The following is a 15,563-nucleotide window of genomic DNA, read 5'->3' as shown; positions in this document are numbered from 1 at the left end:
GTGATATTCCCGCCTTACTTAAACTGTTTGAGGAAACGCAGATCGTTTTCGAAGAATGCACGTAAATCGGTGACGCCATAACGCAACATGGTTAAACGTTCCATTCCCATGCCAAAGGCGAAGCCCGAGTAGACTTCAGGGTCGATACCGACATTACGTAATACATTCGGGTGTACCATGCCGCAGCCCAGTACTTCTAACCATTTACCGTTTTTACCCATCACATCCACTTCCGCAGAAGGTTCAGTGAATGGGAAATAGGATGGACGGAAACGAACCTGCAAATCAGCTTCAAAGAAGTTATTCAGGAAATCGTGCAATGTGCCTTTCAGGTTGCTAAAGCTGATGTCTTTATCAACGATTAAGCCTTCCATCTGATGGAACATCGGCGTATGTGTCTGATCGTAGTCATTACGGTAAACGCGACCAGGCGCAATGATGCGGATTGGCGGCTGTTGGCCTTTCATGGTACGAATTTGCACGCCAGAAGTCTGGGTGCGCAACAAACGGGTAGCGTCAAACCAGAAGGTATCGTGGTCGGCACGCGCAGGGTGATGACCAGGAATATTCAGCGCGTCGAAGTTATGGTAATCATCTTCAATTTCTGGGCCTGTGGCGACAGAAAAGCCCAGCTCACCAAAAAAGGTCTCGATACGATCAATAGTACGAGTAACCGGATGCAGGCCACCATTTTCAATTCTGCGTCCTGGCAGGGAAACGTCGATAGTTTCTGCTGCCAGACGAGCATTCATCGCAGAGGATTCCAGTTCATTTTTGCGCGCATTTAACGCATCTTGAACTTCTTGTTTAGCCTCATTGATGACTGCACCTGCGGCTGGACGATCTTCCGCTGGCAATTCACGCAGCGTAACCATCTGCAAGGTTAAATGGCCTTTTTTGCCTAAGTATTCGACACGCACCAGATCTAATGCGGCAACATCTTGGGCACTCTCTACGGCTACCTTGGCACTGGCAACCAGCTCGGCGAGATGTGACATTGCTTTCCTCTTCTTTCAGTCTTTATAGACTGATGTGAAATAAACCGTTGATGTAAGATTTGTAATCAATAAACCGCTCGAAGGCGCCTATCTGTACTCTACAACGTGATTGTTGCCAGCCGGCTATTTTCATCTTAATAGGGCTGAAAACAAAAAAGCCTCCGCTAGGGAGGCTTAGGCGCTACTTTTCGTTTCTTCTCTTACGCGCGAAAGCCTTCCTGATTCAGGCGCTAAAGTAAAAAAAGAAACGGAAAATAGCAGTATTCATGCTTGTGTGACCTTTTCGGTGACTAGATGTCGAATGGCATTAATAACATCAAGCTATCAAACGACAGGTTTTATTGATGCAAATATAAAAGAGGGAGCAAGCTCCCTCTTTCACCTGACTTACGCCAGAGCTGCTTTCGCTTTTGCGACCAGTGCAGAGAATGCCACTTTGTCGAATACTGCGATATCAGCCAAGATCTTACGGTCAATTTCAATAGAAGCTTTTTTCAAGCCGTTAATGAATTGGCTGTAAGACATGTCGTTCTGACGAGCTGCTGCGTTGATACGCGCGATCCACAGCTGACGGAATTGACGTTTCTTTTGACGACGGTCACGGTAAGCGTATTGACCAGCTTTGATAACAGCCTGGAACGCAACACGATATACGCGCGAACGGGCACCGTAGTAACCTTTCGCCTGTTTTAAGATTTTTTTGTGACGTGCACGTGCAATCACACCACGTTTTACGCGAGCCATATGCTCTCCTGAGTATTATTCTTGATTAAAAAGTTAGTGTTATGCGTACGGCAAACATGCGACGACAAGGCCCAAATCGTTCTTGGATACCATGCCTTTAGGACGCAAATGACGTTTACGCTTAGTAGCTTTTTTGGTCAGAATATGACGCAGGTTAGCGTGCTTACGCTTGAAACCGCCATTGGCAGTCTTTTTAAAGCGTTTAGCGGCGCCACGTACTGTTTTGATCTTTGGCATTTTACATTCCACTTCGCATTGTTATTAACATGAATCAATAGGGCGAATCAAACCCACACAACGCAAGCGCTGCGCGGGTCCAATTACTTGTAAGCCTTACTGTTTCTTCTTAGGTGCGAGCACCATGATCATCTGACGGCCTTCGATCTTCGTAGGGAAGGATTCGACAACGGCCAAATCAGAATCTTCACACAGGTCTTTACGGACGCGGTTAAGCACTTCCATACCGATCTGTTGGTGCGCCATTTCACGCCCACGGAACCGCAGGGTGATTTTGGCTTTATCGCCATCTTCCAGAAAGCGAACCAGGTTGCGTAGTTTGACCTGATAGTCGCCATCATCGGTACCAGGTCGGAATTTAATTTCCTTAACCTGAACAACTTTTTGCTTTTTCTTCTGTTCTTTCGTCGATTTGCTCTTCTCGTAGAGGAACTTGCCGTAATCCATAATACGGCAAACCGGCGGCTCGGCATTCGGACTGATTTCGACTAAATCAACACCAGCTTCCTCAGCTTTTTCAAGAGCTTCATTCAGACTGACTATACCAATCTGCTCGCCATCGACGCCAGTTAGGCGAACTTCTTGCGCGCGAATCTCTCTGTTAATGCGATTAGGACGCGCTGGTTGAACTCGTTTTCCGCCTTTAATACTTTATTCCTCCAATTGATGAAGACTTCTGCTGCGGATTTCCACTAGCAGTTTGTCAACGACTTCGCTAACGTCCATGACTCCCAAGTCTTTGCCGCGGCGGGTACGAACAGCAACTTTACCTGCTTCGACCTCTTTATCGCCACAAACCAACATGTAGGGAACACGACGTAGCGTGTGCTCGCGGATTTTAAAGCCAATCTTCTCATTTCTCAAGTCGGCTTTAACGCGAATGCCTGCATCTTGCAGTTTTTTGGTTAATTCTTCGACATATGGCGCTTGTGAATCAGTAATATTCATCACAACTACCTGTACCGGAGCAATCCAGGTTGGGAAGAAGCCCGCAAATTCTTCGGTAAGAATACCGATGAAGCGCTCCATCGAACCTAAAATCGCACGGTGAATCATTACCGGCACTTTACGGTCGTTGTTTTCGCCGATGTAAGTTGCATCTAAACGCGACGGTAATGAAAAGTCGAGCTGCACGGTACCACACTGCCACGCGCGATCCAAACAATCATACAAGGTAAATTCAATTTTTGGTCCGTAGAAGGCACCTTCACCTGGTTGATAGTCAAATGGAATGTCGTTTTCTTTCAGCGCAGCGGCCAAATCTTCTTCAGCACGAGTCCACATTTCGTCGGTACCGATGCGTTTTGCCGGACGGGTCGATAGCTTGACCACAATCTTTTCAAACCCAAAGGTGCTGTACATATCGTAGACCATCTTGATACAGCTGTTAACTTCGTCACGAACCTGGTCTTCGGTACAGAACACATGCGCATCGTCCTGAGTAAAGCCACGTACGCGCATCAGACCATGCAATGCACCGGACGGCTCATTACGGTGACAGCTGCCGAACTCAGCCATACGCAGCGGCAGATCGCGGTAAGATTTCAGCCCTTGGTTAAAGATCTGCACGTGGCCTGGACAGTTCATCGGCTTGATGCAATATTCACGGTTCTCAGAAGAAGTTGTGAACATCGCTTCTTTGTAGTTTTCCCAGTGCCCAGTTTTTTCCCACAGCACGCGGTCCATCATGAATGGGCCTTTAACTTCCTGATACTGGTACTCTTTGAGCTTCATACGAACGAAAGCTTCGAGCTCACGGAAAATGGTCCAGCCGTCGTTGTGCCAGAACACCATGCCCGGTGCTTCTTCTTGCATGTGGTACAAATCGAGCTGTTTACCGATTTTACGGTGGTCACGCTTGCCGGCTTCTTCCAAGCGTTGCAGATAAGCATTGAGCTGCTTTTTGTCTGCCCATGCTGTGCCGTAAATACGTTGCAGCATTTTGTTGTCGCTATCACCACGCCAGTAAGCACCAGAGGTTTTCTGCAGCTTAAAGTGATGACAGAAGCGCATATTCGGCACGTGTGGACCACGGCACATATCGACGTATTCTTCATGATGGTACAAGCCAGGACGATCGTCATGGCTGATGTTTTCATCAAGAATAGCAATTTTATACTGCTCACCGCGGCTCGCGAAGGTATCGCGCGCTTCTTGCCAGCTGACTTTCTTTTTAATAACGTCGTAATTCTTTTCAGCTAACTCGTGCATGCGCTTTTCGAGCAGTTCCAAGTCTTCCTGGGTCAAGGTGCGATCTAAATCAACGTCATAATAAAAACCGTTGTCAATCACTGGACCAATAGCCATTTTTGTATCTGGCCACAACTGCTTGATGGCATGACCTAATAGGTGAGCACAAGAGTGGCGCAGGATTTCCAGACCAGCTTCATCTTTAGCAGTAATTATCGCGAGCTGTGCATCAGTTTCGATAAGATCACTGGCGTCAACCAATTCGCCATTAACACGACCAGCAATACAGGCTTTCGCCAAGCCTGGGCCGATATCTAGCGCAACATCCATTGGGGATACGGGACGATCGAACTGACGTTGACTGCCGTCAGGAAGGGTAATAACAGGCATGTTCATTCCTCATCTACAGTGGTGCCCCACACGACAGAGCACATATAGAAATATGGTTATTTAGGGTTTGGAAAGGTTATTGCCGCTATTGAACTTTACTTTGCTCAATATATACACCCATGAGTACGTATATCATTAGACAGCACGTATACCGGATGTGACGCCAAAACCAGCATTTAGTGTAACACCCGTAAAGTGCCCTTTTCCACCTCAGGGTGTTGCCAAGCGCACTTATTTTGCGTGTAATCCGTTCATACATTCGGTTGAAATAATTAAGGATAATATTAAGTGTCTGAAATTTTAGATCTATTTTCCGCCGTCGGGCTGGGGCTAATGATATTGCTACCATTAGCAAATCCGCTCACCACTATCGCGTTGTTGTTAGGGCTTGCCGGTGATATGACCGATGAGGAACGCAATAACCAATCCCTGATGGCCTCGATTTACGTATTCATTATCATGGCTGTCTCTTTTTATGCTGGGCAGCTGGTCATGAACACCTTTGGCATATCTATTCCAGGATTAAGAATTGCCGGCGGACTTATCGTGGCTTTCATTGGTTTTAGAATGTTATTCCCTAAACAGCAGGTGGAAGAGCAAACCATGCTGGACCACAAAAATGAGGAGATGAAAAAACATAGTTCGGCCAATATTGCCTTTGTGCCACTCGCCATGCCTAGCACCGCAGGACCGGGTACTATCGCAATGATTATCAGCACCGCATCAACGATCAAAACTAGCCACTACCCAACGTGGGTATTACACGTTGCGCCAGTGCTGACCTTTCTTTCCGTTTCGGTAATACTTTGGCTGTGCCTGCGCAGTTCTGGAACGATTATGCATTGGGTTGGAAAAAGCGGTATCGAAGCGATTTCAAGGCTGATGGGCTTTTTACTGGTTTGTATGGGTGTTCAGTTCGTTATTAATGGTGTCTTAGAGATTGCTGCAACCACTCACCCAGCCTAAAACGGGCTGAGTGAGTGAAGTAGATAATGCTTATCTCATCGCCAGATAGGCATTATTCACTTTCCATAAATAACGTGGGGCCTGAGGCGCTGGATGTTTTTTCTCTACGTGACGATAAAACTGGTCTGGCGTCATTTGATTAATTTTCGACACGGCATAAGCTCTGTCGTTAGAGAAAGTGCGTAACAACGCCCCTGCCCCATTAACATAAGCTACCGTAGTAGCGTATCGCCGCGTTTGTGGATTGCTGATCCCGGCTAATTGCTGCTGAATCATACTCAGATACGCAGTACCCAAATCAATATTCACTTCTGGATCTTTCAAATCACGTGTCGATGGTTGACCATGACGGCCTTTCAAACGATACGCATCACGCCCTGCTGTCGAGGCTTTCAGTTGCATTAATCCAACCGCATTGGACTTACTCACTGCGCTTGGATTAAACCCTGATTCAACTTGTATAATCGCTCTTACTAAGGTCTCATCAACGCCATACGTTTGTGCTGCCTGGCGAATCACTGTGCCATAAGGGCCTTGGTGCATTAACGACGAAGGCTCAGAAGGCGTTGGAACTATTAGTGCGCTGACCTTTGGTACGGGAGGTTCTTTCGCACACCCCACCAGCAACAGCGCTGTCATCAAATAGGCTATGTTTAATTTCACATTCAGTCTCTCGAAACCAGAACGAAATGCAGCATATACATATTTTGTGAGGAGCTGTATATATTTTTTAGTCTAAGCTGAATAAAGTATTGATCTAGAACATAACAAATGATCGTCGATAAGATAATTCTGGGAATAACGCAGTGTTTTTATGATAATTTAATTTATTACAGACGAAAATTTACAATTGTAATAAGTTAGCCTGATTCTGTTTATAACCCAAATAATTGAAGTGGCCTCAACGCGGTAAGGAAACGCATCCCAATGATAGTTACTCACGTATGTGATTCGTGGCCAACACAGAAGCAACTTCAAGTATGACGGATATATATGCCTTGCTATTAACCGTGCGCTCATTCGATATTTTAACCTGTAAAAACTACCAGATTGCCGGGACAGATTGATTGCTAAAATGGATTGAGAGTAAGACAAATTGAGCGTAAGAAAAGACTGATAGTAAGAAGCACGACTATGTTAAGAGTTCATTAACTGTAAAAATCGATAATTAGTCAGATTTCTAACCAGTCAGAAAGGGGTCAACTATGTGGCAAGCCATTCATCGACTGTTAAACGAGCATTTAGGTAGTGCAGAAATAACTAAGCGCACCGAGTTACCTGGCGGGGATATACATCCTGCCTGGCTGATTAGCCATGGTGAGCATGAAATTTTTGTAAAATGCAATACACGCAATATGTTACCTATTTTCAGTGCCGAAGCCGATCAACTTGCCCTCCTCGCCCGTAGCAATACTGTGAGAGTGCCCGACGTTTACGGTGTTGGCAGTGACCGCGACGATAGTTTCTTACTGCTTGAATATATTCCGCTTAAACCCTTAGATGCTCACAATGCTTATTTACTTGGCCAACAATTGGCAGCACTTCATCAATGGAGTGAACAATTGCAGTTTGGCCTTGATGTCGATAATGAATTAGCAACCATTATTCAACCCAATGCATGGCAGCGTCGATGGCCAACCTTTTTTGCCGAACAACGAATTGGCTGGCAGCTTCAACTTGCAACTGAAAAAGGCATAATTTTTGGTAATGCCGACGATATTACCGAGCAAGTTTATTTGCATTTGCAACATCACCATCCCCAGCCTTCACTGTTACATGGCGATCTCTGGCCACATAATTGCGCTCAGGCGGAGCAAGGTCCTGTTATTTTCGACCCTGCATGCTATTGGGGCGATAGAGAGTGTGATTTAGCAATGTTGCCATTATATCCTAATGTACCGGCTCAAATTTATGACGGCTACCAGAGCAAGTGCCCATTGCCAGACGATTTTGTCCTGCGCCAACCGCTATATCAACTGTATTACTTACTCAATCGCAGTAATCTTTATGGAGGACAACATAACGTGGTCGCTCAGCGAGCGATAGATAGGTTATTGCAGTAAAGAATGCGATCTAATGCAGCAGGAAACTAGAGAGAGTGAGCCCGCATCTTATTGAAAATTCAGGCTCACTTATTTATATCCTTCATGATTGAAGTTGCGTCTACGCTCGTTTATTACCTTGACACAATTTCAATCATTTGGAGTTGAGGTCACATAATTAGGCCTGTTAACTTCAAAGCAAAATAAGCAACGACAGCAATAATGATCGGTAAAATAAATAGCGGGAAATATTGTTTATAAATAGGGGAATTAGGAACATCAATACGTGATTCTATTGCTTCACGCGTGCGTTTTTCACCTTCTTTAGTTTGCTCCATAATCAATTGATCTTGAACGTTTTCACGAATACGTTTTACTTGTTGCGACATTTTCAAGCCCGATGCTTGTAGCGCAATGCCCACAAATATCAGCCAATAAATAATGACAAACATAATATTCGCTAATGTCATACCTACGCCTAATGCTGGTAACGGCGCGTTGTACCAAAATACATTTAAGAATGGAGTATTAAAGCGGACCATATCGACCATCACATGAATAAAGTCGAGAATTACTGCATTAATCCCAGTCGTAGATTTACTTTGCTCATAGATAAAATTGAGTACAGAAATCAGTGTTGAAAGCAACGCAACGATAAAAATCACCCACCCCAGTATCCGCTTTAATACGGCGATGCGCCCGCCCTGTTGATGCGTCATGAATACCCCTTGTAAAAACACCTAAGAACATCTTTCTCGTCGAGCAAGTTTACTCATAGTTAGTGTAAGACGCCCACAGATTTAGTAACTTGCCGTTAAATGCCGCATTTTGTCTGGTCAGTAGTTAAGTGATACCACGCACTATGTTATCCTCCAAACAACCATTTTTAACCAATCAGCAAAGTAAATATACTCATTACACCTCAAGCACAGCTCCTGTCACTGGAGGTGGTAGCGGGTATAGAGCACATAAGGAGCTTGCAACTAATGGCCTATCTACGACCTGTCCACGCAGCAATATTTGATATGGACGGCCTGCTTATTGATTCTGAACCATTATGGCTCCAGGCCGAACTTGATATTTTCAGCCAGCTTGGTGTTGACCTGACTCAGCGACATCTGTTGCCAGACACTCTGGGGCTTCGCATCGACCAAGTCGTTAAAATGTGGTACCAGGCCTTGCCATGGCAGGGACCTAATGAGCAACAAGTTACCGATATGATTATTGCTCGCGCATTGCAACTCATCGAAGAAACTCGTCCTTTGCTCCCTGGCGTTCATCAAGCATTGCAACTATGCCAGGCACAGGGGTTGAAAATTGGCATGGCGTCAGCTTCGCCTTTGCATATGCTGGATAGAGTTATTGCTCTATTTGATCTGCAACCCTATTTTCAGGTTAGAGTCTCAGCGGAGAAACTGCCCTATAGCAAGCCTCATCCAGAAGTTTACCTACAAGCCGCGGCACAGCTTGGTGTAAACCCATTAAACTGCATCACGCTTGAAGACTCATTTAACGGTATGATTGCTACAAAAGCAGCACGTATGCGCTCAATTGTGATCCCAGCCGACGAGTTTAAAGACGACCCTCGCTGGGCCCTGTCTGACGTCAAACTCTCTTCCCTATTGCAATTAACGCCCGAACATATTCTGTAGTTTCTGACGCTTCCTCATCAGAATATATTGGCACTGCGATGGTCGCCTACTTTTTCGGTAACCGTCGCAGTGTTATGTCTCGCTGGGCAAACACACTAAGTTACTCAGCATTCCTCTTTCAGCTGAGTATCATCCTATCCAATGGTCACAAATCAGTCATAAAAATGATATTTAATCTTTAAATATCAATAAATTGACAATTAGTTACAGCGTAACGACTTCCGCCATGATCGCCTTTCCATTACACTGGATAAAATAACAGTTATTTATCTTGGATTTACTATGACTGGGGAAGGTCACCTCATTTTTTCAATCGCTTGTGCCGTTTTTGCGAAAAAGGCGGAGTTATCACCTGAATTAGCAAATGGTGACTGGTGGCACATCATTCCTGGGTCGTTGCTTACCTGTTTACTCCCGGATATTGACCATCCGAAATCGCTGCTTGGTCAGCGTTTGAAATGGATATCTCATCCTATTGCACGTTTATGCGGTCATCGGGGATTTACTCATAGCTTATTGGTCGTATTTGCGGGAATTTTTCTATTCCGTAGCCATTTTCCTCATGGTTGGGTTATTCCGGTTGATGCTCTGCAAGCGATGATTGTCGGCTACCTAAGCCATATTTTGGCCGATATGCTAACGCCCGCCGGTGTTCCTCTGCTTTGGCCTTGCCGCTGGCGCTTTCGCCTACCATTGATCAATAGTAAACAAGGCAATCAGTTAGAACGAACCTTCTGTCTTTGTTTAGTCGGTTTAGCGTTATTTTGGCCGAACTGGTCGCCGATTATTTATGCAGTAAAACCAGACTCTTTCGGTCACTGGATAAAACTATTGCCGGGCATTCTTTGATGCGTGTCTCTCAAACTGGCAACACAAAATAGCTTATTCCAAAAAGAAATAGCCAATTCCTTTTGGATATATAAACCGTTATTACAGAATGTTACTATATTTGCCATAACGCTACGCGTAACGACCCACGCACGTCGGCTGTTGCGCATAGGCAAATAAGCTCACTAAAAAGTGAGTCAACAACACCAACATTTTGGAGTTACGGGTATGAATATTCCGCTCGTTTTAAACGTAGTGGTCTTCGCAGTACTGCTGTTGCTATTGGCTAAATTTAGCAACAAGCAGTGGAGTCTGGCGAAGAAAGTATTAACTGGTCTGGTCCTTGGCGTGATTTTTGGCCTGGCGCTGCAACTGATTTATGGTTCAGGCAATGCTATCCTCGCCTCATCTATCAGTTGGTTTAATATTGTCGGCAATGGCTATGTGCAACTGTTGCAGATGATCGTGATGCCATTGGTCTTTGTTTCTATTCTGAGCGCCGTTGCTAAACTGCATAATGCCTCATCGCTTGGCAAAATCAGCTTCTTGACCATTGGTACATTATTATTCACTACGCTGATATCAGCGCTGGTTGGCGTGTTCGTTACTAAACTCTTTGGCTTGACCGCTGAAGGTTTGGTACAAGGACCACAAGAAACTGCGCGTCTGGCTGCGTTACAAACGACTTATGTAGGCAAAGTCGCCGATCTGACCTTCCCGCAGTTGGTTCTGTCATTTATTCCTAAAAACCCATTTGCTGATTTGACCGGTGCAAGCCCGACCTCAATCATCAGCGTAGTCATCTTCTCAGCCTTTGTTGGTGTTGCTGCCCTGCAACTGGTGAAAGATGATGCCGAGAAGGGTGAACGCGTTTTAGCTTTCATTGATACCTTACAAGCCTGGGTAATGAAATTAGTTCGTCTGGTGATGAAACTTACACCATATGGCGTCATGGCGCTGATGACCAAAGTTGTCGCGGGTTCCAACATTCATGACATTATTAAGCTTGGCAGCTTTGTGGTGGCATCTTATCTTGGCCTGGCCATTATGTTTGCAGTACATGGCTTACTGCTCTCCTTTACCGGTGTTAATCCGGCGAAATTTTTCCGTAAAGTATGGCCAGTATTGACCTTTGCTTTCACCAGCCGCTCAAGCGCTGCCTCAATTCCGCTAAATGTTGAAGCACAAACGCGTCGTTTAGGTATTCCAGAATCGATCGCCAGCTTCTCGGCATCTTTTGGGGCAACCATCGGTCAAAACGGCTGTGCAGGCCTGTATCCAACCATGCTGGCGGTAATGGTAGCACCGACCGTGGGTATCAACCCGTTTGACCCAATGTGGATTGCGACTCTGGTCGGTATTGTCACCTTAAGCTCTGCTGGCGTTGCCGGCGTGGGCGGTGGCGCAACCTTTGCTGCGCTGATCGTGCTTCCTGCGATGGGCTTGCCGGTTACGCTGGTTGCCCTGCTGATATCCATCGAACCGTTGATCGATATGGGCCGTACGGCACTCAACGTGAGTGGTTCCATGACTGCAGGTACTATCACGAGTCAAATACTCAAGCAGACCGATAAGAAAGTGATGGATGCAGAAGAGCATGCGGAATTAGCACATCGTTAAATCCTAACGTTCTAAAAACAAAAAACCGAAGCTCGTCACTTCGGTTTTTTTGTTTTTATAGCAATTTGTTTAGCCAGCATTTAATACATTCGCACAAAAGAATAAACGTAATTAATACGGTGAAATTACAATTTTAATCTATTTATCATTTATAATACCGCCTTACAGCTAATTTTTAGAGGATGGAACCTATGGTAGCCATAATCATTCTTACTATTTTTGTTATCAGCTTTATATATGCCCATTCTCGCGGCAAGGTTAAACAAAAATTTTCTCGTCAGTTGCTCGATCATTCGACGTTTATGGGCCCGGTGAATATGTTTATGACCGGCTTTTCTGCCCTTCCCTCCAAGCCTTATTTCCCTGCGGAGGATTTTCCAGAGTTGCAGAAGCTAACTGAAAACTGGGAGGTCATCCGTGATGAAGCCGTGCGTTTACAGGATCACATCAAAGCCGCGAAAACCAATAATGATGCAGGCTTTAATACGTTCTTCAAACGTGGGTGGAAGCGTTTTTATTTAAAATGGTACGGCGATAGCCACCCTTCGGCAGAAACACTTTGTCCGAAAACCGTTGAATTAGTTAATAGTATTCCGTCAATCAAAGCGGCGATGTTTGCTGAGTTGCCTTCTGGTAGCTATTTGGGTAAACACCGCGACCCTTACGCTGGCTCAGTACGTTATCACCTGGGTTTGATGACACCTAACGACGATCGCTGCTTCATTGAAGTCGATGGTATCAAGCACAGCTGGCGTGATGGCAAACCGGTCATCTTTGATGAAACCTTTGTTCACTGGGCTGAAAACAAAACTGACGAAACGCGTATTATTCTGTTCTGTGATGTTGAGCGAAAGATGAAATGGCGCTGGGCACAGCATGTCAATCATTGGGTTGGTAGTACATTAATGTCGGCCGCCAGCTCACCAAATGATGACCAAGATCGCACTGGCTTTATTAATCGTATATTCAAATACGTATATGCATTGCGTAATGGCGGACAGGCGCTTAAAGCACGCAGCCGTAAAACTTACTACTTGCTCAAATGGATTGTTATCGCCGCAATTCTTGCCGCTATCATCATTCCTAGCCTGAGATAAGTTCGTTTATACAACGACATTTACCCACGAGAATTATTCGTGGGTAAAAAAAATCCTACCCCGCGATTACTATAAAACTTCTTGAAAAAAACGGCCAAACTGTCCCCTCTTCTGCCATGCTTCTCTCGTTGTTTTCCCGACATAATGTCGACTATCCGCCTTTGTATATGTAACAACAGGCGTTAACTCTGGTTACAAATAATAAGCAAATCTGAATATTCAGCATTCGTAAAAATCGATAATTAGCATGATAATATTCTTACCAATTATCATTAACGAAACGCCGATTCACTCAATGACAACGATCACAAATGATGGTTTACCCATACCACAACGTTATGGTGCGATTTTCACCATAGCGCTCGGGGTAACCGTTGCCGTACTTGACGGTGCTATCGCTAACGTCGCACTCCCTACTATTGCTAAAGATCTCAATGCCAGTCCCGCTGCTTCTATCTGGATCGTCAACGCTTATCAATTAGCGATTACTATTTCGTTGTTGTCACTCGCTTCACTAGGTGAAATTTTTGGCTATCGACGCATTTATCAGATTGGATTATTAGTTTTCGGAGGTACATCGCTAGCTTGTGCCCTGTCTGACTCTCTTCTTACGCTGACCGTTGCTCGAATTCTACAGGGCTTTGGTGCTGCGGCCATTATGAGTGTAAATGTCGCTCTCGTTCGTATTATCTATCCGCAGAAATTTTTAGGCCGCGGGATGGGCGTTAACTCGTTGATCGTTGCCGTTTCAGCAGCGGCAGGCCCAACGGTCGCAGCCGGGGTACTTTCTCTTGCCTCATGGCCTTGGTTATTCGCTATCAATGTCCCTATCGCTATATTGGCCTTCTTTATGGGGATCAAGTATTTGCCAATGAACCCAAACAAGAATCAAGGCCAACGTTTTGATTTTGCCAGTAGCTTGATGAATGCGTTAACTTTCGGTTTGCTCATCAGCGTGATTAGCGGTTATGCACAAGGCGTAAACCATTCGCTAATACTGGCTGAAGTTGTTGGATTAGTAGTCATCGGCTGGTTCTTTATACGTCGCCAACTATCGCGTCCTTCACCGCTGTTGCCTGTCGATCTGCTACGTATCCCGATTTTTTCATTATCATTGTGTACCTCGATGTGCTCTTTTGCCGGGCAGATGCTCGCTCTTGTTTCTTTGCCCTTCTTCTTGCAAAACACATTGGGTCTGGATGAAGTGTCAACGGGGCTAGTGTTAACACCTTGGCCACTGGCAACCATGGTCATGGCACCTATATCTGGTCGACTGGTTGAGCGCTATCACGCGGGGATACTCGGTGGTATCGGCTTGGCTATCTTTGCCTTTGGTCTTTTCTCGCTGGCATTGCTACCAGACCATCCTTCTAATCTGAATATTATTTGGCGCATGATTATTTGTGGTGCGGGCTTCGGGCTGTTCCAGTCGCCAAACAATCACACGATTGTTTCATCTGCGCCGCGTCATCGCAGCGGTGGCGCCAGTGGTTTACTCGGCACAGCGCGTCTATTGGGACAAAGTACCGGTGCAGCATTAGTCGCACTCATGTTCAATTTGTTCCCAATGCACGGCACCCACGCTTCGCTGATCCTGGCTGGCATTGTCGCCATTGTCGGTGTCTGCTTTAGCTTATCGCGCATGGCTCAGAAACCAAGAGAGCAAAACAACATTGTCTCCTCTTAAGCCTATTTCGCGTAACAATATGCACAGTCAGTAGAAACAATCAGGCCCGGCAATTGCCGGGCCTGATTGTTTAGAGCAAAAGTAGTATCACTTATTTGATGTACTGGCCGCTGCGCAGCGCTTCGATACGCTTGTCTAACGGTGGGTGAGACATAAAGAGCTCACTCAGCGATTTGGATTTGCCGTTAATACACAGTGCCATCATGCTGCCTGCTTCCTGTGGCTCATGACTGGTTTTCAAACGCTGTAAGGCGGCAATCATTTTTTCACGCCCTACCAACTTGGCAGAACCCGCATCCGCATAGAACTCACGATGACGCGAGAACCACATGGTGATAATGCTGGCCAAAATGCCGAATACTAATTCCAGTACCGTCGCCACCACGAAATAAATCATCGGGTTGCCGTTGCTACTCTCACTGTCATCGTCACGGTTGCCGGAAAGGAATCCGGAGGCAACCTGTGCCAGCAAACGAGAAATAAATATCACGAAGGTATTCACCACCCCCTGAATCAAGGTCATCGTCACCATATCACCATTAGAGATATGGCTAATTTCGTGGGCAATAACGGCTTCCGCTTCGTCCTGGCTCATGCTTTGCAATAGCCCGGTACTTACAGCAACCAGAGAAGCATCACGACGTGCTCCCGTGGCAAAAGCGTTGATATCTTGTGCATGATAAATTGCCACCTGCGGCATCGCAATGCCCGCTTGTTGTGACTGGCGGCGAACCACGTTCATCAACCACTGCTCAGTTTCATTGCGAGGCTGTTCAATGACCTCCCCGCCAACAGATCGCAATGCCATCCATTTTGACATCAACAGGGAAACAAAAGAGCCGCCGAAACCAAACAAACCCGCCATGATAATCAAGCCAGGAATACTGCTTGAACGGATGCCTGTCAGGCTAAGAATCACCCCAAAGACCAACATCACAGCCAGGTTAGTCAGTAGGAACAATGCTATACGCATCATAAAATTTTATTTCCTCTTTGTTATTTCATTGCTATGGCAAATCAAATCGTTTTGCAGATAAAAACTTACGCTGCTAAACAGCGCAAGTCAGATGACGGCGCTTGCTAGATCCTATGGGCTTCCCTACAGGATTCAA

16 protein-coding genes and 1 other annotated feature are annotated in these 15,563 nt (G+C 45.6%); of the genes, 7 read left to right on the top strand and 9 right to left on the bottom strand.

All coding sequences use genetic code 11. From position 1 onward, the window contains the following. Positions 1 to 14 precede the first annotated feature (14 nt). From pheS to thrS, 6 genes are all read right to left on the bottom strand, one after another. Positions 15 to 998 (bottom strand): phenylalanine--tRNA ligase subunit alpha, encoded by a 984-nt coding sequence (gene pheS / locus ACL9RG_RS07025; protein ID WP_422791879.1) that lies wholly within the window; start codon positions 996 to 998, stop codon positions 15 to 17. A 148-nt stretch (positions 999 to 1,146) separates the two neighbouring features. Further along, positions 1,147 to 1,271, bottom strand: a sequence feature (Phe leader region). Then, positions 1,222 to 1,266 (bottom strand): pheST operon leader peptide PheM, encoded by a 45-nt coding sequence (pheM, locus tag ACL9RG_RS07020; RefSeq protein WP_133845469.1) that lies wholly within the window; start codon positions 1,264 to 1,266, stop codon positions 1,222 to 1,224. It overlaps the preceding feature by 45 nt. A 114-nt stretch (positions 1,272 to 1,385) precedes the next feature. Next, complete coding sequence (gene rplT, locus ACL9RG_RS07015) at positions 1,386 to 1,742, bottom strand: 50S ribosomal protein L20 (protein WP_422791878.1); 357 nt, start codon at positions 1,740 to 1,742, stop codon at positions 1,386 to 1,388. A gap of 39 nt (positions 1,743 to 1,781) precedes the next feature. Further along, the gene (rpmI, locus tag ACL9RG_RS07010; protein WP_072930961.1) at positions 1,782 to 1,979 is read right to left on the bottom strand and encodes a 50S ribosomal protein L35; all 198 of its coding nucleotides are present in this window, start codon (positions 1,977 to 1,979) and stop codon (positions 1,782 to 1,784) included. Between the two features lie 96 nt (positions 1,980 to 2,075). Continuing rightward, the gene (gene infC, locus ACL9RG_RS07005; protein WP_422791974.1) at positions 2,076 to 2,627 is read right to left on the bottom strand and encodes a translation initiation factor IF-3; all 552 of its coding nucleotides are present in this window, start codon (positions 2,625 to 2,627) and stop codon (positions 2,076 to 2,078) included. A 3-nt stretch (positions 2,628 to 2,630) separates the two neighbouring features. Next, the gene (gene thrS / locus ACL9RG_RS07000) at positions 2,631 to 4,559 is read right to left on the bottom strand and encodes a threonine--tRNA ligase (protein WP_422791877.1); all 1,929 of its coding nucleotides are present in this window, start codon (positions 4,557 to 4,559) and stop codon (positions 2,631 to 2,633) included. 288 nt (positions 4,560 to 4,847) lie between these two features. Between thrS and ACL9RG_RS06995 the strand changes: the two genes are divergently transcribed. Further along, complete coding sequence (locus tag ACL9RG_RS06995) at positions 4,848 to 5,525, top strand: MarC family NAAT transporter (RefSeq protein WP_422791876.1); 678 nt, start codon at positions 4,848 to 4,850, stop codon at positions 5,523 to 5,525. 30 nt (positions 5,526 to 5,555) lie between these two features. Here the strand turns inward: ACL9RG_RS06995 and ACL9RG_RS06990 are convergent, their stop codons facing one another. Continuing rightward, entirely contained in the window at positions 5,556 to 6,188 is a 633-nt protein-coding gene (locus tag ACL9RG_RS06990) for a transglycosylase SLT domain-containing protein (RefSeq protein ID WP_422791875.1), read from the bottom strand. 542 nt (positions 6,189 to 6,730) lie between these two features. Between ACL9RG_RS06990 and ACL9RG_RS06985 the strand changes: the two genes are divergently transcribed. Beyond that, the gene (locus ACL9RG_RS06985) at positions 6,731 to 7,588 is read left to right on the top strand and encodes a fructosamine kinase family protein (RefSeq protein WP_422791874.1); all 858 of its coding nucleotides are present in this window, start codon (positions 6,731 to 6,733) and stop codon (positions 7,586 to 7,588) included. Between the two features lie 149 nt (positions 7,589 to 7,737). Here ACL9RG_RS06985 and ACL9RG_RS06980 read toward each other — a convergent pair whose 3' ends face one another. Further along, entirely contained in the window at positions 7,738 to 8,286 is a 549-nt protein-coding gene (locus ACL9RG_RS06980) for a YniB family protein (RefSeq protein ID WP_422791873.1), read from the bottom strand. Between the two features lie 267 nt (positions 8,287 to 8,553). Between ACL9RG_RS06980 and hxpB the strand changes: the two genes are divergently transcribed. From hxpB to ACL9RG_RS06955, 5 genes are all read left to right on the top strand, one after another. Next, positions 8,554 to 9,219 carry a hexitol phosphatase HxpB gene (hxpB, locus tag ACL9RG_RS06975; protein WP_422791872.1) on the top strand — a complete coding sequence of 222 codons (666 nt, stop codon included), beginning with the start codon at positions 8,554 to 8,556 and terminating at the stop codon, positions 9,217 to 9,219. Between the two features lie 282 nt (positions 9,220 to 9,501). Then, the gene (locus ACL9RG_RS06970; protein WP_422791871.1) at positions 9,502 to 10,068 is read left to right on the top strand and encodes a metal-dependent hydrolase; all 567 of its coding nucleotides are present in this window, start codon (positions 9,502 to 9,504) and stop codon (positions 10,066 to 10,068) included. 207 nt (positions 10,069 to 10,275) lie between these two features. Continuing rightward, positions 10,276 to 11,667 carry an L-cystine transporter gene (locus ACL9RG_RS06965; protein ID WP_422791870.1) on the top strand — a complete coding sequence of 464 codons (1,392 nt, stop codon included), beginning with the start codon at positions 10,276 to 10,278 and terminating at the stop codon, positions 11,665 to 11,667. Positions 11,668 to 11,858: 191 nt separating this feature from the next. Further along, positions 11,859 to 12,764 carry a lipid A hydroxylase LpxO gene (gene lpxO / locus ACL9RG_RS06960; RefSeq protein WP_422791869.1) on the top strand — a complete coding sequence of 302 codons (906 nt, stop codon included), beginning with the start codon at positions 11,859 to 11,861 and terminating at the stop codon, positions 12,762 to 12,764. Positions 12,765 to 13,059: 295 nt separating this feature from the next. Beyond that, the gene (locus ACL9RG_RS06955; RefSeq protein ID WP_422791868.1) at positions 13,060 to 14,451 is read left to right on the top strand and encodes an MFS transporter; all 1,392 of its coding nucleotides are present in this window, start codon (positions 13,060 to 13,062) and stop codon (positions 14,449 to 14,451) included. A gap of 91 nt (positions 14,452 to 14,542) precedes the next feature. Here the strand turns inward: ACL9RG_RS06955 and htpX are convergent, their stop codons facing one another. Then, a complete protein-coding gene (gene htpX, locus ACL9RG_RS06950; RefSeq protein WP_422791867.1) occupies positions 14,543 to 15,427 on the bottom strand; it encodes a protease HtpX in 885 nt (294 codons plus the stop codon). Positions 15,428 to 15,563 lie beyond the last annotated feature (136 nt).

It is taken from the genome of Rouxiella sp. Mn2063 (assembly GCF_049319665.1).
GTDB lineage: Bacteria > Pseudomonadota > Gammaproteobacteria > Enterobacterales > Enterobacteriaceae > JBMOUD01.
The sequence above is the reverse complement of the archived record's forward strand: the minus strand, read 5'-3'. Positions and strand labels throughout refer to the sequence as shown.